Genomic DNA, 18,795 nt, shown 5'->3' on the forward strand with positions numbered 1-18,795 from the left:
CGACGGGTTGCCGGTGGGGGACGTCAGGTGCGCGCGGGTCATTCGGACCTCAGCGCGTCGATGGGGGTGAGTCGGGCGGCGCGGGTGGCCGGGTAGACCCCGAACACCAGGCCGATGGCGATCGCGATGACCACGGAGCCGGCCACCGCCGCGCCCGACACGACGATCGACGTGTCGAGCAGGCTCGGCAGCGCGTGCGCCGCGACGATGCCCAGCGCGGCACCGATGACCCCGCCGGCCAGGCCGAGCACGGAGGCCTCGACCAGGAACTGGCGGCGGATGGCCCACGGCGGGGCACCGAGCGCCTTGCGCAGACCGATCTCGCGCGTCCGCTCGGTGACCGACACGAGCATGATGTTCATGACGCCGATGCCACCGACCAGCAGGGACAGCGCCGCGATGCCCGTGAGCAGCACGGTGAGCGTGCGGTAGACCGCGGTCGCCGTCGACACGAGCGCGTCCTGGGAGCTGACCGTGAAGTCAGCCGCGTCCGCGTCGGTGATGCCGTGGAGGTTGAGCAGGAGCGTGGTGGTCTCCTGGTCTGCGGCCGAGAGCTGGTCGGTCGACGCGGCCTGCACGTAGATGGTCGACAGCGCGTTGCGCGAGAAGCCACCCACCAGCTGCTCGGCCGCGGTGGACAGCGGGACGAGCGCGACGTCGTCGAGGTCCTCGGACCCGCTGGCGCCCTGTGCCGCCAGGACGCCGATCACCTGGTAGTCGTGGTCGCTGATGGACACGGACTGCCCGACGACGCGCGTGGTGCCGAACAGCTCCGTGGCCGTCTCGGAGCCGAGCACGATGACGCTCGCACGGTCCGCGTCGTCCTCGGCGGTGAGGAACCGCCCGTTCTCCAGCTCGCGCGAGCGCACGTCGAGCCAGTCGGTGGTGGTCCCGGTGACCGTGGTGGTCCAGTTGGTGTCGTTCGCCTCGAGGCTGGCGGACGTCGACTTCTCGGGCGCGACCGCCAGGACGTCCGGAGCGTTCGTCCTGGACGCGAGCGCCTCGGCGTCGGACCTCGTCAGGGTGGCCGCCGACCCGAAGCCGCCGCGCACCCCGTCCGAGCCGGTGCTGCTGCCCGGCGTGACGATGAGCAGGTTCGAGCCCAGCGAGTCGATCTGCGCGCTCACGTCCTTCTGCGTGCCGAGGCCGAGCCCGACGGTGAGGATCACCGCGGCGATGCCGATGAGGATGCCCAGGACGGTCAGCGCCGACCGCAGGCCGTGCGACCGGACGGCGGACCAGCCGGTCCGGAGGGTCTCGAGCCAGCTCACCGGTCGATCACCTCGTCCGCCTGGATGAGGCCGTCGCGCACCCAGACGATGCGGCGCGCATGTTGAGCCACCTCGAGCTCGTGCGTGATGAGCACGATGGTGCGGCCCTGCGCATGCAGCTCGTCGAGCAGGGCGAGCACCTCCGCGGTCGACGCCGAGTCGAGGTTGCCCGTGGGCTCGTCGGCCAGCAGCAGGTCGGGCTCCCCCACCAGAGCGCGGGCCACCGCGACACGCTGCTGCTGCCCACCGGACAGCTCGCCCGGCCGGTTGGCCGTGCGGTCACCCAGCCCGACGCGCTCGAGCGCCGCCGCGGCGCGGGCCCTGCGCACGGCCACCGGCACGTGCCGGTACATGAGCGGCAGCTCGACGTTGCGCCACGCCGGCAGCGACGGGAGCAGGTGGAACTGCTGGAAGACGAAGCCGATGCGCAGGTTGCGGATCTCGGCCAGGTCGATCTCGTCGAGCTCGGCGATGTCGTCGCCCGCGAGGTGGTACTCGCCCTCGGTGAGGGTGTCGAGGCAGCCGATGATGTTCATCAGCGTCGACTTGCCCGAGCCCGACGGACCCATGATCGCCACGTACTCGCCCGGCTCGATGCGCAGGTCGACACCCCGCAGCGCCTCGAACTCGATGCTCCCGCTGCGGTAGGTCTTGCGGGCACCGACCAGCTCGATGACCGGGGTGTGCAGGTCGGCGAGGGCGACGCCCACGCCGTCGCTCGAGCTGGGGAACGCGTCGAAGGGGTCAGCCATTGCTGCCACCACCCTGCGGAGGTGCACCCTGGCCGCCGCCGGGGAACTGACCCCCACCGGGGAACTGCCCACCGCCGGGGAACTGCCCACCGTCGAACCCGCCGCTCCCGGACTGACCGCGGTTGTTGCCCGACCCGGGCTGGAAGACCGTCAGGATCACGGAGTCCCCCTCCGAGAGCCCGTCCGTGATCTCGACGAGGTTGCCCGACGTCTCGCCGGTGGTGACGGCGACCTTCTTCTGCGTGCCGTCGGCGGCCTGCACGGTCACCGTGCTCGTGCCGTCCGCGGTCGTGACCGCGAGGGCCGGGACGGTCAGCACATCGGTGCGGCGCTCGTAGATGATCGTCACGTCGACGCTCGTGCCGTCGTGCAGCGCGCTGGTGTCGCCCGTGATCGAGACGACCACCGGGTAGGCGGCCACGCCGGAGGTGCTCGTCGAGACGAGGCCCACCGAGTCGACCGTGCCGTACAGCGTGTCGTCGAGGTCGTCGGAGGTCAGCTCGACCTGGTCGCCGACGGCCACGTTCGCGACGTCGGACTCGCTCACCGACGTCTCGACCTGCCAGGCACCCGTCCCGACGATGACGAACTGACCCGTGCTCGTGAAGGACGTCGCGCTGCTGCTCGACTGGCTCGACGGCGCGCTGCCGCCGGACCCGCCGCCGGACCCGCCGCTCGAGCCGCTGCTCGACGACGACCCGGAGACCACGTCACCCACCTCGAGGTCCACGCTCGTGACGAGGCCGGCCGCGGGAGCCTTGAGCACCGCGTCGTCCACCGCCGCGGCAGCATCGTCCACGCCGGCCCGGGCCACCTCGACCTGCGCCTGCGCGGCGGCCACCTGGGCATCCGACGAGTCCGTCCCGTCGGCTGCGTCCTCCGCGTCGGACAGACGCGCCTTCGCCTGCGCCAAGGTGGACTTCGCCGAGAGCAGGTCCGCGTCGAGGGCCAGCGTGTCGACGGTCGCGAGCGTCTGGCCCTTCGTGACCGTGTCACCGGCGGCCACCGAGACCTTCGTGACCGTGCCGGACACGGCGAAGCTCACGTCCTGGCGGACCGTGGGCTCGAGCGTGCCCGTCCCGGAGACGGACTTCTCCATCGTCGTGAGGCTCGCCTCGACGGTCCGGGTGGCCGGCACCTGCGCGTCGGCGGAGGCGGGCTCGCGCCACCACACCCACCACGCACCGGTGGCCACGAGGCCCACGATGACGACGACTCCGACGGCCCGGGCCCAGGGACGGGTCCTTCTCCAGCGCGCGCGCATGCTCTCCCTCACGGTCATGGTGGCGATCTGGTCCAGACCGTAGGAAGCGCACCTGGTGCAACCGTGTCAGCGACCTATGACCAGGCTGTGAGGCCGCCTGACCAGCGCTTATGCGAGCGCGAGCAGCCCGTCGCGCACCAGCCCGCGCACGCTGGGCAGGACGTCCGCCGCGACCTCGGACGCGGGGACCTGGAGCAGGGCGCCCAGAGCGCCGATGATCTGCCCCACCGAGAGCTCCCCGTCGCACGCGCCGACGAACCCTGCGAGCGCCGTCCCTGCCTGCACCGCGCGCCCGAACCCGCCGCCCTGGCGCAGGATCACCACCTGCGGGTCCACCGCGCCAGGCGTGAGGTAGCGCTCCTCGGTGACGTCCGGTGCGGCGACGAGGTGGGCGGCCGCGAGCACGTCGTCGGAGGAGGACGACAGCCACGTCTCCGCGGCGAGCGAGGCGGCGATGGCCGGCCCGAGCGGTTGCTGGACCGTGCCCGTGACCTCCTCGAGGCGACGCAACGTCGCGACGCCGAGCGGGGGCCGCCGCAGCGTGATGATGCCGAACCCGATGCCCTCGACGTCCCGCGACGCGAAGTCGTCGAGCCACGCGGCGTACCGGGTGCGCCACGCGTCGAGGTCGCGGTCGGGCGTGGTGCCGCCGTCGCGGATCCACGTCTCGGCGTACTGCGCGGGGTCCTGGAGCTCGCGCTGGACCACCCAGCCGTCCAGCCCGGACTCGTCGAGCCACTGACCCACGCGCTCGTCCCACGACGAGCCGCGCGTGACCTCCCAGTTGCCGAGCATCTGGGCGACGCCGCCGGGCGCCAGGACGGAGCCGACCCCGGTGACCAGGTCGCGCACGATCGCGTCGCCGGCGCGGCCGCCGTCGCGGTACTCGTACGCGGGGACGTCCGCCGTGCGCGGCGTGATGACGAACGGAGGGTTGCTCACCACCAGGTCGAGCTCGCTGCCCGCCACCGGGTCGAGCATCGAGCCGAGCCGCAGGTCCAGCTCGATGCCGGCCAGCGCCGCGTTGAACCGCGTGAAAGCCAGCGCGCGCTCGGAGATGTCCGTGGCGACCACGTGCCGGGCGTGCCGGCTCGCGTGCAGCGCCTGGATCCCGCACCCGGTGCCGAGATCGAGCACGTGGTCGACCTCGGAACGGACGGTGACCTGCGCGAGCGTGGTGGACGCCCCACCGACGCCGAGCACGTGGTCGGTGCGCAACGCTCGGCCGGTGGCCAACTCCCCGAGGTCGGAGGCGATCCACCAGTCCACCTCGCCGTGCCCGTCCGCGGCGGTGTAAGGCCGCAGGTCCACGAGCGCGCGCACCTCGTCGCCGGACTCCTCGAGCAGACCTAGGCGCACGGCGCCCTCGACGCCGAGCCGGGGCAGCGCCCCCCGGACGGCGGCGCCGGGCACGGTGAGTCCCAGCAGGAAGAGGCGCACCAGCGCGGCGAGAGGATCGACGCTCGCCGCGGTCGCGCGCAGCGCGGGGACCGGCTCCTCGCGGTGCAGGGCGTCCGCCGCCACCGGCCCCAGCAGCTCTTCGACGCCCGCAACGCCGTAGCCCGTGGCCGTCAGGTCCGAGCGGAGGGTCTCGACGAGCGTGGGGTCAGGGTTCGGCGGGGTCATGCGGCCATTGTCGTCGCGTGCGGACGGTCAGGTGCGGATGCGCCCGCCGACGAGCGGACGCAGAGTGAGGGTCTGCCCGATGCGCGACGAGGGGAACCACGATGTCCGACGAGACGACCAGCCAGTTCGACGGCGACTCCCACGAGGCGGTCGATGCCGCGCCGTCGTCGCGGCCCAGCGATGCCGACCAGCCCCCGCAGGGGCCGACGCAGGAGGACACGCAGCGCAAGATCTACCCGACCGACCCCACGGGAGCCGAGCCGGCGTAGCGCGCGCGGCTGGCCAACCACATTTCGGGTGCGGCCGGCGACATTCCGCTGCGGCCGGCGACAACTGCCCGGACCAGACCCGTCTGGCATCTGGACGCCGGAGCCACCTGACGGCGACGCACCGCCGGGCGTCCTACGCTGCCCCTCGTGACCCGACTCGAGCTCAGCTTCCTCACGTTCGTGCCCTACGACGACCCGTCCGGCGCCGCCGACTCGCTGCGCGAAGCGGTCGAGCTGTTTCAGCTCGCGGAGGAGCTGGGCTACGACATCGGCTGGGTGCGGGTGCGGCAGCTCGAGAAGTTCCTGTCCTCCCCGTTCCCGCTGTTCGGGGCCATCGGCCAGGCCACGAGCCGGATCCGCTTCGGCACGGCCGTGCTCCCGATGCGGTATGCGGACCCGATCAGCGTCGCGCAGGACGCCGCCACGGTCGACCTGCTCTCGGGCGGGCGCCTCGAGCTGGGCGTCGCCGGCGGCATCAAGCCCGCCGCGACGCTGCTCGACACCGTGCACGGCGCGAGCGAGCGGTCGTTCGACGACGAGTCCCAGGACCGCATCGCCCGGCTGCGTGCCGCGCTCGCCGACGAGCCGGTGGCGGTCGCGCCGGAGGGCGGCTTCCCCATCGCCCCGCCCGGGACGCCGCTGACCGTCACGCCGCACAGCCCCGGGCTGGCCGACCGCGTCTGGTATGGCCCGGGCTCGGTCCAGACCGCGGTCCGTACGGGCGAGCAGGGCATGGACCTGCTGGTCTCCACGCTCAACACCGACGACGACGGCCGCTCGTTCGAGGAGGGCCAGCGCGACCAGATCCGGGCGTATCGCGAGGCGTTCGACGTGCCCGGCCGCGCGCCGAGGGTCGTCGCAGGCCGGATCGTGCTGCCTTCCGTGACGCCCGCGGACGACGAGCTGTTCGCGGACTACATCGCCTGGTATGCGGGCCGGTTCGACGACCGCGGCCGCCCCAAGCAGGGCGGTTTCGGCGTCTTCAGCCCCACGCACCACGGGTCGCCCGACGAGGTCGTCGCGAGCCTGTCCGCCGACGTGGCACTGCGGGAGGCCACCGGCCTGGACGTCGTCCTGCCGGCGAACGCCACCGCCGCGATGAGCCGCCGCATCCTGGAGAACGTCGCGACGTCGGTCGCTCCCGCGCTGGGCTGGACGCCCGCCCGCTAGGAGCCGCGCTCGCTGGGGATCCGCGCTGGTCCGGTCGCCCCGCGGGGAGCATCATGGAGGAGAGCCGACGCGGCCTGCCCTCCCCTGCGTGCAGGCCGCGTCCTGCATGACGACGGCCCCCGGCTTCCGATCCCAGGGGCCGTCGTCGTGCGGTGCGTCAGGGGACGAGCGCGTCCCGCGCCGGTACCTGGTCCTGCTCGGCCTCGCGGTCCACGCGCGCCGCTCGCAGCCGCGACGCGATGACCGCACCGAAGGCGATGAGCGCCGCGACGACCGCGATGCCCAGGCGCAGGGTGGTGTTCGCGTCGTCGCCCACGGTGACGACCACGACGGCCGGCGCGATGAGCAGTGCCACCAGGTTCATGACCTTGAGCAGCGGATTGATCGCTGGCCCCGCGGTGTCCTTGAAGGGGTCGCCCACCGTGTCGCCGATGACGGCCGCGGCGTGAGCCTCCGAGCCCTTGCCGCCGTAGTGGCCGTCCTCGACGATCTTCTTCGCGTTGTCCCAGGCGCCACCGGCGTTGGCCAGGAAGACGGCCATGAGGACGCCGGCCCCGATGGCACCCGCGAGGAACCCGGCGAGCGGGCCGATCCCCAGGCCGAAGCCGACGGCGATCGGCGCGAACGCGGCGAGAAGGCCGGGCGTGGCGAGCTCGCGCAGGGAGTCACGCGTGCAGATGTCGACGACGCGCCCGTACTCGGGGCGCTCCTCGTACGTCATGATCCCGGGGTGGTCGCGGAACTGACGACGCACCTCGAAGACGATGGCGCCCGCGGCCCGGGTCACGGCGTCGATGGCCAGCCCGGAGAACAGGAACACCGTGGCACCACCCAGGATCACGCCGACCAGCGTGACAGGGCTGATGATCGAGTAGTTCAGCATCGACTCGGTGAGGTCGCCGACCGCGCGGGGGTTCACCTCGCGCAGCTTGGCGGACACGGCGTCGGCGTACGAGCCGAACAGCGCGGTGGCCGCGAGCACCGCCGTGGCGATCGCGATGCCCTTGGTCACGGCCTTGGTGGTGTTGCCCACGGCGTCGAGGTCGGTGAGGATCTGGGCGCCCTCCTCGCTCACGTCGCCGGACATCTCCGCGATGCCCTGCGCGTTGTCGGAGACGGGCCCGAAGGTGTCCATCGCGACGATGACGCCGACCGTGGTCAGCAGGCCGCAGCCCGCGAGCGCGATGAGGAACAGCGAGAGCGTGATGGAGCCTCCCGCGATGAGGAACACGCCGCAGATGGCAGCCGCGATGATGCCCGCGGTGTAGACCGCGGACTCGAAGCCCACCCCGATGCCCGACAGGACGACGGTGGCCGCGCCCGTGCGGGTGGTCGCCGCGACGTGCAGCGTCGGCTTGCTCGTCGTGCCCGTGAAGTAGCCCGTGACCCACAGGATGATGCCGGCCAGCACCACGCCGATGGCGACCGCGAGGGACGCGATGACGCGCGGGTCGCCGTCGTGCTCGCCGAGGCTGCCGTTGACGAAGCCCGAGAAGGACGACGGCAGGTAGATGAACGCGGCGATCGCAGCCAGCACCACGCCGATCACCGCCGAGATGTAGAAGCCGCGGTTGATGGCGGTCAGCCCCGACTCGGAGCCGCGCACGCGCGTGATGGCCACCCCGAGCACGGCGACGAGTGCGCCGACCGCGGTCACGATGAGCGGGAAGACGAGCCCCTTCTCACCGAAGGCGGCCTTGCCCAGGATCAGAGCGGCCACCAGGGTGACGGCGTAGGACTCGAACAGGTCCGCCGCCATCCCGGCGCAGTCGCCCACGTTGTCGCCCACGTTGTCCGCGATCGTGGCGGCGTTGCGCGGGTCGTCCTCGGGGATGCCCTGCTCGACCTTGCCCACGAGGTCGGCGCCCACGTCGGCCGCCTTGGTGAAGATGCCGCCGCCGACGCGCATGAACATGGCGAGCAGCGCGGCGCCGAAGCCGAAGCCCTCGAGCACCGACGGTGCGTCCTCGCGGTAGATCAGCACGACGCTCGCCGCGCCCAGCAGACCCAGGCCGACCACGGACATGCCGACGACGCCGCCGGTACGGAAGGCGATCCGCGCACCCTCGGCGCGGCCGTCCTTCTGGGACGCGGCGGCCGCGACGCGGAGGTTCGCGCGCGTCGCCAGCCACATGCCCAGGAACCCGATCGACGCCGAGAACACGGCACCGACCAGGAAGAAGATGGATCGTCCGACCTTGATGCCGCCGTCTCCCGGGAGCAGGAACAGCAGCGCGCACACGACCACCGCGAACAGGGCCAGGGTGCGGAACTGACGGTTGAGATAGGCCGACGCGCCCTCTTGGACCGCCTTGGCGATCTCCTGCATCGACGACGTGCCCTCACCGGCCGCGAGCACCTGGCGGCGTAGCACCGCTGCGACGACGAGCGCGGCAACCGCGACGGCGGCGATCACGGCGACGATCGTGATGCTCGTGGAACCGAGCTCGATCATGCATCCTCCTCGGAATTCGGCGCGACCCCCTGATCACACCTCGCCCCGCGGCCCCGTTGCCGCCGGACCCGGGCAGTCTAATCACGCTCCACGCCCCGCACCGGAGGGGCGTGCGCGCGTCTCACGACGGCTTCATGAACGCCCTCCATCGCCGGGTCGAAGGATTGCGCCCCGGACCCCAACCTGACGTGCTTCCCGTCCGTCACGATGGGTGAAGGGCCGCCACCGGGAGGCCCGCGACGACGGGGGCTCGATGGCCGGCTGGGAGAGCGCGCTCGACCGGCTCGTGCGCGAGCGCGGACCGGCGCTGGTGGGCCACGCGTACCTGCTGACGGGCGATCTGCGCGAGGCGGAGGACCTGGTGCAGGACGCCCTGGTCAAGGTCTTCTCGCGCGGCCGGCCGGTCGAGGAGATCCGCTCCGCCGAGGCGTACGTGCGCACTGCGATCCACACGCTCTACCTCGATGGCTTCCGCCGCCGGCGCCACTGGGCCACGATCCGTCACCTCGCCGCGACGCCGGAGGTCAGTACCGCCGACGGCCCCGACCTCGTCGTCGGCAACCGGCTGCTGCTCGCCGACGCCCTGCGCGCCCTGAGCCCCCGCGAGCGCACGTGCGTGGTGCTGCACCACGTCGAGGACCTCGCGCTCGACGAGATCGCGGGCGAGCTCTCGCTCAGCACGGGCTCGGTCAAGCGCTACCTGGCCGACGGCCGCACCAAGCTGCGCGACGCGCTCGCGCCCCCACGTCCGCTCACCGACTCGCCCCGGAGGACACCGTGAACGACGACCTCGACGACCTGCTGTCCGACCTCGCTGCCGCGGCCGGGACTGCCGCCGCGCACGGCGCGTTGGGCGATGACGGCACGACGGTGCAGCGGATCGCTCGCCGGGTCCGCCGCCGTCGGACTGCCCGGCGTGCCGGCGCCGGCGCCGTGGTGGCGTGCGCGGCGGGAGCGGTGGCGTTCGGCGCCGTCCAGTTGCGCGGCGGAGGGCTCCCGAGCGTTGCGCCGCCCGTCTCGACGGCCGGGGCCGAGGCCGACTGGCCAGCGCAGTTCGACCGGTGCGGCAAGCCGGTCCGGGACGGGCTCGACTCGGCCGGCGACGTGACGCTGGCGGCCACTGTGCGCTCCGGCACCGGCAAGGAGGTCCAGGTCCGCGCCACCGCGACGGGACCGGCCGACCCCGCGGCGCGGGGCTGGGTGTACGGCACGGAGCTGATGGTGACCGACGATGCCGGGGTCGTCGTGGGCGTCTACGAGGGTCCGGCGCTGCCGGGGTCCGACCAGATCGACGACTTCTACGCCAACGTCGACTTCGCCGCGCAGCCGTTCCCGCTCGCATCCGACGTCACATTCCCGCTGGTCTCCTGCGCGCAGTACCCCGAAGGCACGGGTGATCCTGCCCTCGCGCCCGGCGACTACGACCTGTGGGTGACCCAGTCCGTGGGCTACACCGTCGACGGCACCGAGGTGCACGCGCGCGCGAGCGTCGACGTGCCGCTCGTCGTGGGGCCCGACGGGACACCGTCACCCGGCGCCGCCCAGTCCGCCGACCCCACGGCCGGGACGCCCGCGGAGCAGTACTTCGCGTGCGGCGAGCCGGTCGACCTGACGATCCACACGCTGCCCGATGCGGGCGGCCTCACGCTGGCTGCGGACCTGCCGGCGACCGGGTGGGGCGAGAGGCCCGCGTCGTGGTCCGTCACGGTCGGCACCCACGGCGGAGCGGCAGTCACGGCGCACGGCTCGCCGGCGGGGAGTCTTGCCCTCGTGGGTCCCGACGGTGACGTCGCAGGGTTCGTCGTGCCCGCCCGGGGGCCGCTGCGGACCATCGACGTCGGGCCCCGGTCCACGGAGGTCCTGCACGGCCCGACGAGGGTGCTCCCGTGCGAGGACGAGCCGCTGCGCGGGACGTACACGGCATGGCCGTTCGTCGTCGAGACGACGTCCGACGACGCGACCTCCGATGGCGAGGCGGTGGCTGCCGGCCCGCAGGTCGTGGTCGTCGCGAACCCCCAGGCGGTCACGTTCGGGTCGTGAGCGCGTCCAGGCTCGCGCGGTACGCGCTCGTCGTTCCCTCGCGGCGCACCTCCTGCCACACGTGGTCCCGGACCCCGAGCCCGGCGAGCTCCGCCGCGAGCTCCGTGACGGCGGCGGCGTCGAGCACCGTCGGGTCGATCGTCGTGCGGACCTGCACGTCGACGCCGGCGTCCAGCACGCGGCGCAGCGACTCGAAGGCCGGTACCGCCCCACCCCGGCGTGTGATCGCGTCGTAGAGCCGTGCGGGAGCCTTGACGTCCAGCCCCACCCAGTCCACGTGCGGGAGCACACGCGCCAGTGCCGCCGGGAAGGCGCCGCCGGTGTGCAGGCCCACGCCGAACCCGCCCGCCCGGACCTCCTGCGCCGCCGCGACGAGGCCCGGCTGCATGGTGGGCTCGCCACCCGAGAACACGAGCCCGTCGAGCAGGCCGTGCCGCTTCGCCAGCAGCGTGCGGACGTCCTGCCACGGCACGACGCCCGGCGTGCGAGGGTCGAGGATCGCCGAGTTGTGGCAATACGTGCAGCGCCACGGACACCCCTGCAGGAACACGGTGGCCACCAGCTTGCCCGGCCAGTCGCAGCTGGACAGCGGCGTCAGGCCGGCGATCTCGAGCGCGTCGGCACCTGCCCTTCCGTCGCCGTGCCCGCCGCGCCCGTTCGGCCGTCCGTTCGTCGTCCTCACACCCGGGCCGGCTCACGGAACGGCGTCCGCTCCGTGTGCTCGCCCTTCTTGCCCACATTGAACGAGCTCACGGGCCGGTGGTACCCCATGACGCGCGTCCACACCTCGCACACCCCGCCGCACGTCGGGCAGGTCTGCACCTCCCCGGCGAGGTAGCCGTGCGAGGGGCAGATCGAGAACGTCGGCGTGACCGTCAGGTACGGCAGCCGGAACGTCTCGAGCGAGCGCCGCACGAGCGACCGGCAGGCGTCGGCGGTCGACAGCCGCTCGGCCATGTACAGGTGCAGCACGGTCCCGCCCGTGTACCTCGTCTGGAGGTCGTCCTGCCGCAGCAGCGCCTCGAACGGGTCCTCCGTGAACCCCACGGGGAGCTGCGAGGAGTTGGTGTAGTACGGGTTCTGCTCGGTGCCCGCCTGCAGGATCTCGGGCCAGCGCGCCCGGTCCTCCTTGGCGAACCGGTAGGTGGTTCCCTCGGCGGGCGTCGCCTCCAGGTTGTACAGGTGGCCCGTCTCCTCCTGGAACTCGACCATCCGCGCGCGCACGTGATCGAGCAGCCGGACGGCCATGGCGTGACCGGCGTCGTGCGTGATGTCGGCCGCGTCGCCCGTGAAGTTGCGGATCATCTCGTTGATCCCGTTCACGCCGATCGTCGAGAAGTGGTTGTCCAGGCTCGGCAGGTACCGGCGCGTGTAGGGGAACAGGCCGTCGTCGAGGAGTCGCTGCACCACCTCCCGCTTGAGCTCCAGGCTGGCGCGCGCCAGGTCGAGCAGCTCGTCGAGCCTGGCCAGCAGCCCCTCCTCGTCGCCGCCGAACAGGTAGCCGAGGCGGGCGCAGTTGATGGTCACCACGCCGATGGAGCCGGTCTGCTCGGCGGACCCGAACAGGCCGTTGCCGCGCTTGAGCAGCTCCCGGAGGTCCAGCTGCAGGCGGCAGCACATCGAGCGGACGTCGCCCGGGTTCATCTCGGAGTTGATGAAGTTCTGGAAGTACGGCAGGCCGTAGCGCGCGGTCATCGCGAAGAGCCGGTCGGCATTGGGGCTGTCCCAGTCGAAGTCCTTGGTGATGTTGTAGGTGGGGATCGGGAACGTGAACACCCGGCCGCTCGCGTCGCCCTCCGTCATGACGTCCATGTACGCGCGGTTGATCAGGTCCATCTCGCGCTGCAGGTCGCCGTACGTGAAGTCGCACGGCTGCTCCCCCACCATCGGTACCTCGCCTGCCAGGTCCTCCGGGCACGTCCAGTCGAAGGTCAGGTTGGTGAACGGCGTCTGCGTCCCCCAGCGGCTCGGGACGTTGAGGTTGTAGACGAGCTCCTGGATGCCCTGCCGCACCTGCTCGTAGGTGAGCCCGTCCGTGCGCACGTAGGGAGCCATGTACGTGTCGAAGCTGCTGAACGCCTGCGCCCCGGCCCACTCGTTCTGCATGGTGCCCAGGAAGTTCACGATCTGGCCGATCGCGGCGCTGAAGTGCTTGGCAGGGCGCGCGTCGACCTTGCCGGGGATCCCCCCGAGGCCCTCCTGCAACAGCGTCCGCAGGGACCACCCGGCGCAGTAGCCGGAGAGCATGTCGAGGTCGTGGATGTGCAGGTCGCCCTCGCGGTGCGCCTGCCCCACGGCCTGGGGGTAGACGTGGCTGAGCCAGTAGTTGGCGATCACCTTGCCCGACGTGTTGAGGATCAGTCCGCCCAGCGAGTAGCCCTGGTTCGCGTTGGCGTTGACCCGCCAGTCGCTGCGGTCGAGGTACTCGTCCACCGACGCACCCACCTCGACGACCACCCGCTCGGTCATGTGCTGCTCCTTCGCCCCTCTGCGGCGCCGGGCCCACATGTGGTGGTCGCCCTGGGTGCGGACCGCAAGATGTGGGCATTTCTATGCCCGACCCCCTCCCGCCACGGGGACCTAGGTCCCGCCCCCGTGGGACATCGGCGCGACGCACGGCGTGTCGCTGCGGCGACGCGCCACAACCCTCCGGCGTGTCGCTCCGATCAGCCCGCGAGCACGAAGCGGACGGCCTCGCCCGGGCGCAGCTGCGCCATCGCGCCGAGCGCCGACGAGCGCACGACGGCCAGCACGGGGTAGCCGCCCGTGACCGGGTGGTCGGCCCCGAACACCACCGGACGACCGTCGGGCGGGATCTGCACGGCCCCCGGCACCAGCCCCACGGGCTTGAGCTCGGCCCCCGCCGCCCGCGGGGTGCGCGCGACGACCGGCCCGTCCAGCCGGACGGCGACGCGGTCGCTCGCGGGCGTGGCGCGGTACCCGGCGCGCGAGGTGAGCGTCGCCAGCCCGTCGACGAACCAGTCGGCGTGCGGACCGGGCCGCACCGGGACCACCACCTCGTCGGGCCACGTCGGCACGGGCGCGAGATCGATCGCCGGCAGGTCGGTGGGCGGCGCGCCGACGGGCAGCACGTCCCCCGCGGCGAGCGGCGCCGGACCCACGCCCGCGAGCCGGTCCGTCGAGCGTGATCCCAGCACCGGCGGCACGTCGATCCCGCCGCGGACCGCGAGATACGTGCGCAGGCCCCGCGTCGCGGTCCCGAGGACCAGCTCGCCGCCGTCGGGCACCTCGAGCACCGCGTCGCGCCCCACGGGCCGACCGTCGACGAGGGCCGTCCCCCGCGCCCCCGCGAGTGCCACCGTGACCGGCCCGAGGGCCCGAAGCCGCAGGCCCCCCAGCAGCACCTCGATCCCGGCGTGGCTGGCCGGGTTCGCCACCAGCCGGTTGGCGAGCCGCAGCGCGCCGGGGTCGGCCGCGCCCGAGCGGCCGACGCCCATGTGCGCGTAGCCGGGCCGCCCCAGGTCCTCGACCAGCGCGAGCACGCCGGGCGCCAGCACCTCGAGCGCCGTCATCGCGCCCTCATCGTCGCGGGCCTCACCGTGGCGTCGCCACGAAGCGCACGCGCGTGCCCGGCACCAGGAGCGCCGGCTGCTCGCGCTCCAGGTCCCACAGCGTCGTGGCGCAGCGCCCCAGCAGTCGCCATCCTCCCGGGGTCGCGGCCGGGTACACGGCACTGAACTCGTCGGCGATCGCCACCGACCCCGCCGGGACGCGCTCGCGCGGGCTCGCGAGGCGTGGCACCTGCAGCACCGGGTCGAGCCCGACCAGGTACGCGAAGCCGGGCATGAAACCCCCGAAGGCCACGGTGTACAGCCGGGCGGTGTGGCGTCGGACCACCTCCTCGACCGAGCGGCCGGTGGCCTGGGCGACGTCGGCGAGGTCCGGGCCGTCGTAGGTCACCGGGAGCTCGAGCTCGGGGCCGACCGCGTGGTGCGCGGACCCGAGCTCCAGGCCGTGCACCGCCGCCGCCAGGGCGGCGTGCTCGACGGGGCCGCTCCCCCGCAGCAGCAGCGTGCGGGCCGCGGGCACCTGGTCGACGACGGCGTCCCAGCCTCCTCGGCTGCGCGCGGCGCGCACGGCGTCGTCGAGCGCGCGCACCTGCGCGAGGTCGTCGAGCTCGACGAGCACCGCGTCGTCCCCGAACGGCAGCACCCTCACGCGAACGCCCGCACCTGCACGCCGGCGGCTTCGAGCGCGCCACGGACCCGGCGCGCCAGCACCACGGCGCCGGGGGTGTCGGAGTGCACGCACACCGACTCCGCGCGTACGGCCACGTCGCGCCCGTCGGCGCCGCGGACCACCCCGGCGGTGGCGATGCTCAGCACGCGGGCGGCCACCTCGTCCTCGTCGGTCACCAGGTCGCCGGGCTCACCGCGCGGCACCAGGGTGCCGTCGGGACGGTAGCCCCGGTCGGCGAACGCCTCGGTCACGGTGCGCAGCCCTCGGGCCCCGGCGAGCGCCAGGACCGCGGAGCCCGGCAGGCCGACGACGGGGAGCGAGCCGACGGCGTCCACCACGGCGGCCGCCTGTGCCTCGTGGTGCACCACGGCGTTGTACAGCGCACCGTGCGGCTTGACGTAGGCGATGCGCGTCCCGCTGCGCTCCGCGACGGCGCCGAGGACGGCGATCTGCTGGGCGACCTGCGCACGCAGCTCGTCGGGCGGGACGTCCAGGTAGCGACGCCCGAAGTGCTCCCGGTCGGCGTAGGAGACGTGCGCTCCGACCCGCACCCCGCGGGCGGCGGCCGTGCGGCACACGTGCTCCATCACCCGCTCGTCGCCCGCGTGGAAGCCGCACGCCACGTTGGCGCTGGTCACGACGCCGAGCAGCTGGGCGTCGATGCCCTCGACGCCCGGCGCCCACGCATCGAAGTCCTCGCCGAGGTCGCAGTTGAGGTCGATGCCGGTCGCCATCCGACCAGCGTCCCATCCTCGAGCCCTCGTGCGGGATCATCAGGGCATGAGCCACAGCGTGCTGTTCGTTTGCGTCCACAACGCCGGCAGGTCGCAGATGGCGGCCGGCTTCGTGACCGCCCTCTCCGGCGGCGCGGTCGAGGTCCGGTCGGCGGGCTCGCTCCCGGCCGACCGCGTCAACCCGGCCGCGGTCGAGGCGATGGCCGAGCTCGGCATCGACATCTCGTCGGCCCAGCCGCGGGTGCTGACCACCGACGCCGTCGAGGTCTCCAGCGTGGTGGTCACCATGGGCTGCGGAGACGCGTGCCCGTACCTGCCGGGCAGACGCTACGAGGACTGGGAGCTCGAGGACCCCGCCGGCAAGGGGGTCGAGGCCGTGCGTCCGATCCGTGACGAGATCCGGCGCCGCGTGACCGAGCTCCTCGCCTCGCTGGACTGACCGCCCGCGGCACGCTCTCCGGACCGAGGTGTCCGCGCCGGGTGCGAGGATGGCGCGGTGGATCTGCTGGACGTGCTGGCGGCCGGCGGTCGTCGCACCGACCGGATCACGCACGTGCGCCACCTCCCAGCCCGCGCCGGCGAGCACGCCGACTGGCCATCCTGGGCTGACGTCGACCTGGTCCAGGGCTACCGCGCGCTCGGCGTCGAGCGCCCGTGGCGGCACCAGGTCGCCGCCGCCGACTCCGCGTGGTCCGGCCACCACACCGTGCTGGCCACCTCGACGGGCTCCGGCAAGTCGCTCGCGTACTGGCTCCCCGCGCTCTCGAGCATCCGTGCGTCCGCGGCCGGCGCGCTCCTCGACCCGGGTCGCATCGAGTCGGTCACCAGGCGGGGCAGCACGCTGTACCTGTGCCCGACGAAGGCGCTGGCCGCCGACCAGCTCGCCGCCCTGGACCGCCTCCTCGTCGCAGGTCGCACGCGCGACGTCCGGGTCGCGACGTGCGACGGCGACACGTCTCTCGACGAGCGCCGCTGGGTGCAGGAGCACGCGGACGTGGTGCTCACCAACCCGGACTTCCTGCACTTCGCCCTGCTGCCGCAGCACCGCCGGTGGGCGCGGCTGCTCGGCTCCCTGCGCTACGTCGTGCTCGACGAGTGCCACGCGTTCCGCGGCGTGTTCGGCGCCCACGTGGGCCTGGTGCTGCGGCGGCTGCGGCGGCTCGCGGCGGCCTACGGCTCGTCCCCTGTGTTCGTGCTCGCCTCCGCGACCACGGCGGACCCCGCCGCGAGCGCGGCGCGGCTGCTCGGTGTCACCCCCGACGAGGTGACGGCCGTGACCGACGACGCCTCGCCCTCCGGGCGCAAGACGTTCGTGCTGTGGCAGCCACCCGAGCTCCCCGGCTCGGCCCCCGAGCTCGTGACCGACGACCCGTGGGCGACCGCGCTGCCGGTCCCCGCCCAGGCCACCCGCGCGGTCGACGACCCCGCGCCGCCCTCGCCCGACGACGTGTGGCCCGGCGGCGCCGACCTGGTGGAGGGCGCCGGACCGCTCGGCACCGGGGAGCGGACGGTGGCCGAACCGGGCGACCGGCCGCGACGCACGGCCACCGCCGAGATCGCCGACCTGCTCACCGACCTGGTCGTGGCGGGCGCTCGCTCGCTCGCCTTCACACGCTCGCGCCGGGGCGCCGAGTCCGTCGCATCCGCCTCACGCGACCACCTCGCCGAGATCGACCCGTCCCTGCGACGGGCCGTCTCCGCCTACCGCGGCGGCTACCTGCCCGAGGAGCGCCGCGAGCTGGAGCGCGCCATCCGCACGGGCGACCTGCGGGCGCTGGCGACCACCAACGCGCTCGAGCTGGGCGTGGACATCTCCGGCCTGGACGTCGTGCTCATCGCGGGCTGGCCCGGCACGCGCGTGTCGCTGTGGCAGCAGGCGGGCCGAGCGGGCCGCGCGGGAGCCGACGGGCTCGTGGCGCTCGTCGCCCGTGAGGACCCGCTCGACACGTTCCTGGTGCACCACCCCGAGGCGATCTTCGAGGTGCCCGTCGAGGCCACGACGTTCGACCCGGCCAACCCCTACGTGCTCGCGCCGCACCTGTGCGCGGCGGCCGCCGAGCAGCCGCTGCGGTTCGACGAGCTCGACCTGTTCGGGCCGCGCACGGCCGAGCTGCTCGACGAGCTCGTCGCGCGCGGGGCGCTGCGGCGTCGCTCGTCGGGCTGGTACTGGACGCACGCAGAGCCGGCAACCCGCCTGACCGACCTGCGCGGCGCGGGCGGAGACCCGGTGCGCGTGGTGGAGTCCGTCACGGGCCGACTGCTGGGGACGGTCGACGCCGCGTCGGCCGACTCGACGGTCCACGAGGGTGCCGTCTACGTGCACCAGGGGCTGATGTTCGTCGTCGACGCCCTGCACCTCGACGACGGCGTGGCGCTGGTGACGCGCCGCGACGTCGACTACGGCACGTGGGCCCGCTGGGTGACCTCGACCGAGATCGCCGCCGTCGACCACGAGGTCGCGTGGGGCCCGGTGACGTGGGGCTTCGGGTCGGTGGACGTGACCACGCAGGTGCTCGGCTACCAGCGCAAGCGCATTGCCGACATGCAGGTGCTGGGCAGCAGCGAGCTGGACCTCCCCGCGCGGACGCTGCGCACCACCGCGGTGTGGTGGACCGCGCCGGCGTCGGTGCTCGAGGCCGCCGGCGTGGAGCTCGACGCGGTCCCGGGCGCGCTGCACGCCGCCGAGCACGCCTCGATCGGGCTGCTCCCGCTCCTGGCCACCTGCGACCGGTGGGACCTCGGCGGGCTGTCCACCGCGCTGCACCCCGACACCGGCGAGGCGACGGTGTTCGTCCACGACGCCTACCCCGGCGGTGCCGGCTTCGCGGAGCGCGGCTTCCAGCTGGGGGCCACATGGCTGCGGGCCACGCGGGACGCGATCGCGGCCTGCCGGTGCGCCACCGGCTGCCCGGCGTGCGTGCAGTCGCCCAAGTGCGGCAACGCCAACCACCCGCTGGAGAAGGCTGCGGCGATCCGGCTGCTGGACGCGGTCCTGGCGCACGCCGTCGGGTGAC

The 18,795-nt window shown here is 73.6% G+C and carries 16 protein-coding genes; 6 read left to right on the forward strand and 10 right to left on the reverse strand.

Annotation, left to right across the window (positions count from 1 at the left end; genetic code table 11):
- Positions 1 to 38: 38 nt before the first annotated feature.
- From QRT05_RS13060 to QRT05_RS13075, 4 genes are all read right to left on the reverse strand, one after another.
- Positions 39 to 1,271 carry an ABC transporter permease gene (locus tag QRT05_RS13060; RefSeq protein ID WP_289447697.1) on the reverse strand — a complete coding sequence of 411 codons (1,233 nt, stop codon included), beginning with the start codon at positions 1,269 to 1,271 and terminating at the stop codon, positions 39 to 41.
- Positions 1,268 to 2,023 carry an ABC transporter ATP-binding protein gene (locus QRT05_RS13065; RefSeq protein ID WP_289447699.1) on the reverse strand — a complete coding sequence of 252 codons (756 nt, stop codon included), beginning with the start codon at positions 2,021 to 2,023 and terminating at the stop codon, positions 1,268 to 1,270. Before QRT05_RS13065 ends, QRT05_RS13060 begins: the two co-directional genes overlap by 4 nt.
- On the reverse strand, positions 2,016 to 3,305 hold the full coding sequence (locus tag QRT05_RS13070) for an efflux RND transporter periplasmic adaptor subunit (RefSeq protein WP_289447700.1): 1,290 nt from the start codon (positions 3,303 to 3,305) through the stop codon (positions 2,016 to 2,018). The genes QRT05_RS13065 and QRT05_RS13070 overlap by 8 nt, the downstream gene beginning before the upstream one ends.
- Positions 3,306 to 3,395: 90 nt before the next feature.
- On the reverse strand, positions 3,396 to 4,913 hold the full coding sequence (locus QRT05_RS13075) for a DUF7059 domain-containing protein (RefSeq protein WP_289447701.1): 1,518 nt from the start codon (positions 4,911 to 4,913) through the stop codon (positions 3,396 to 3,398).
- Positions 4,914 to 5,014: 101 nt separating this feature from the next.
- On the opposite strand from QRT05_RS13075, the gene QRT05_RS13080 reads away from it, so the two are divergent.
- On the forward strand, positions 5,015 to 5,182 hold the full coding sequence (locus QRT05_RS13080; protein WP_289447702.1) for a hypothetical protein: 168 nt from the start codon (positions 5,015 to 5,017) through the stop codon (positions 5,180 to 5,182).
- A gap of 147 nt (positions 5,183 to 5,329) precedes the next feature.
- Positions 5,330 to 6,352: an LLM class flavin-dependent oxidoreductase gene (locus QRT05_RS13085; RefSeq protein ID WP_289447703.1), complete on the forward strand. Its 1,023-nt coding sequence runs from the start codon at positions 5,330 to 5,332 to the stop codon at positions 6,350 to 6,352.
- A gap of 157 nt (positions 6,353 to 6,509) precedes the next feature.
- On the opposite strand, the gene QRT05_RS13090 is transcribed toward QRT05_RS13085, so the two are convergent.
- A complete protein-coding gene (locus QRT05_RS13090) occupies positions 6,510 to 8,807 on the reverse strand; it encodes a sodium-translocating pyrophosphatase (RefSeq protein WP_289447704.1) in 2,298 nt (765 codons plus the stop codon).
- 253 nt (positions 8,808 to 9,060) lie between these two features.
- Between QRT05_RS13090 and QRT05_RS13095 the strand changes: the two genes are divergently transcribed.
- Both QRT05_RS13095 and QRT05_RS13100 read left to right on the forward strand, forming a co-directional pair.
- Positions 9,061 to 9,588 (forward strand): RNA polymerase sigma factor, encoded by a 528-nt coding sequence (locus tag QRT05_RS13095; protein ID WP_289447705.1) that lies wholly within the window; start codon positions 9,061 to 9,063, stop codon positions 9,586 to 9,588.
- A complete protein-coding gene (locus QRT05_RS13100; RefSeq protein WP_289447706.1) occupies positions 9,585 to 10,847 on the forward strand; it encodes a hypothetical protein in 1,263 nt (420 codons plus the stop codon). The genes QRT05_RS13095 and QRT05_RS13100 overlap by 4 nt, the downstream gene beginning before the upstream one ends.
- Here the strand turns inward: QRT05_RS13100 and QRT05_RS13105 are convergent.
- The 5 genes from QRT05_RS13105 to QRT05_RS13125 form a co-directional block, all read right to left on the reverse strand.
- Positions 10,831 to 11,529, reverse strand: coding sequence for an anaerobic ribonucleoside-triphosphate reductase activating protein (locus QRT05_RS13105; protein WP_289447707.1), 699 nt, complete (start codon positions 11,527 to 11,529; stop codon positions 10,831 to 10,833). The two genes, QRT05_RS13100 and QRT05_RS13105, sit on opposite strands and share 17 nt — an antisense overlap.
- Complete coding sequence (locus QRT05_RS13110) at positions 11,526 to 13,355, reverse strand: ribonucleoside triphosphate reductase (RefSeq protein WP_289447708.1); 1,830 nt, start codon at positions 13,353 to 13,355, stop codon at positions 11,526 to 11,528. Before QRT05_RS13110 ends, QRT05_RS13105 begins: the two co-directional genes overlap by 4 nt.
- Before the next feature lie 158 nt (positions 13,356 to 13,513).
- Complete coding sequence (locus tag QRT05_RS13115; protein ID WP_289447709.1) at positions 13,514 to 14,380, reverse strand: 5-oxoprolinase subunit C family protein; 867 nt, start codon at positions 14,378 to 14,380, stop codon at positions 13,514 to 13,516.
- Between the two features lie 22 nt (positions 14,381 to 14,402).
- Positions 14,403 to 15,026 carry a 5-oxoprolinase subunit B family protein gene (locus tag QRT05_RS13120; protein WP_326522653.1) on the reverse strand — a complete coding sequence of 208 codons (624 nt, stop codon included), beginning with the start codon at positions 15,024 to 15,026 and terminating at the stop codon, positions 14,403 to 14,405.
- The gene (locus tag QRT05_RS13125) at positions 15,023 to 15,781 is read right to left on the reverse strand and encodes a LamB/YcsF family protein (RefSeq protein ID WP_289447710.1); all 759 of its coding nucleotides are present in this window, start codon (positions 15,779 to 15,781) and stop codon (positions 15,023 to 15,025) included. The genes QRT05_RS13120 and QRT05_RS13125 overlap by 4 nt, the downstream gene beginning before the upstream one ends.
- 46 nt (positions 15,782 to 15,827) lie before the next feature.
- Between QRT05_RS13125 and QRT05_RS13130 the strand changes: the two genes are divergently transcribed.
- Together QRT05_RS13130 and QRT05_RS13135 are read left to right on the forward strand one after the other, a co-directional pair.
- Positions 15,828 to 16,220 (forward strand): arsenate reductase ArsC, encoded by a 393-nt coding sequence (locus tag QRT05_RS13130; protein WP_289447711.1) that lies wholly within the window; start codon positions 15,828 to 15,830, stop codon positions 16,218 to 16,220.
- A gap of 57 nt (positions 16,221 to 16,277) precedes the next feature.
- Complete coding sequence (locus QRT05_RS13135; protein ID WP_289447712.1) at positions 16,278 to 18,794, forward strand: DEAD/DEAH box helicase; 2,517 nt, start codon at positions 16,278 to 16,280, stop codon at positions 18,792 to 18,794.
- The last annotated feature ends 1 nt before the right edge of the window (position 18,795 follow it).

Origin of the sequence: Cellulomonas edaphi (assembly GCF_030362815.1) — a bacterium.
GTDB lineage: Bacteria > Actinomycetota > Actinomycetes > Actinomycetales > Cellulomonadaceae > Cellulomonas > Cellulomonas edaphi.

Bases quoted from the DNA above. Each gene is read 5' to 3' on its own strand.
- QRT05_RS13110 (WP_289447708.1), bottom strand. From the start codon at position 13,355: ATGTGGGCCCGGCGCCGCAGAGGGGCGAAGGAGCAGCACATGACCGAG.
- QRT05_RS13095 (WP_289447705.1), top strand. From the start codon at position 9,061: ATGGCCGGCTGGGAGAGCGCGCTCGACCGGCTCGTGCGCGAGCGCGGA.
- QRT05_RS13075 (WP_289447701.1), bottom strand. From the start codon at position 4,913: ATGACCCCGCCGAACCCTGACCCCACGCTCGTCGAGACCCTCCGCTCG.
- QRT05_RS13065 (WP_289447699.1), bottom strand. From the start codon at position 2,023: ATGGCTGACCCCTTCGACGCGTTCCCCAGCTCGAGCGACGGCGTGGGC.
- QRT05_RS13115 (WP_289447709.1), bottom strand. From the start codon at position 14,380: ATGACGGCGCTCGAGGTGCTGGCGCCCGGCGTGCTCGCGCTGGTCGAG.
- QRT05_RS13090 (WP_289447704.1), bottom strand. From the start codon at position 8,807: ATGATCGAGCTCGGTTCCACGAGCATCACGATCGTCGCCGTGATCGCC.
- QRT05_RS13070 (WP_289447700.1), bottom strand. From the start codon at position 3,305: ATGACCGTGAGGGAGAGCATGCGCGCGCGCTGGAGAAGGACCCGTCCC.
- QRT05_RS13130 (WP_289447711.1), top strand. From the start codon at position 15,828: ATGAGCCACAGCGTGCTGTTCGTTTGCGTCCACAACGCCGGCAGGTCG.
- QRT05_RS13125 (WP_289447710.1), bottom strand. From the start codon at position 15,781: ATGGCGACCGGCATCGACCTCAACTGCGACCTCGGCGAGGACTTCGAT.
- QRT05_RS13080 (WP_289447702.1), top strand. From the start codon at position 5,015: ATGTCCGACGAGACGACCAGCCAGTTCGACGGCGACTCCCACGAGGCG.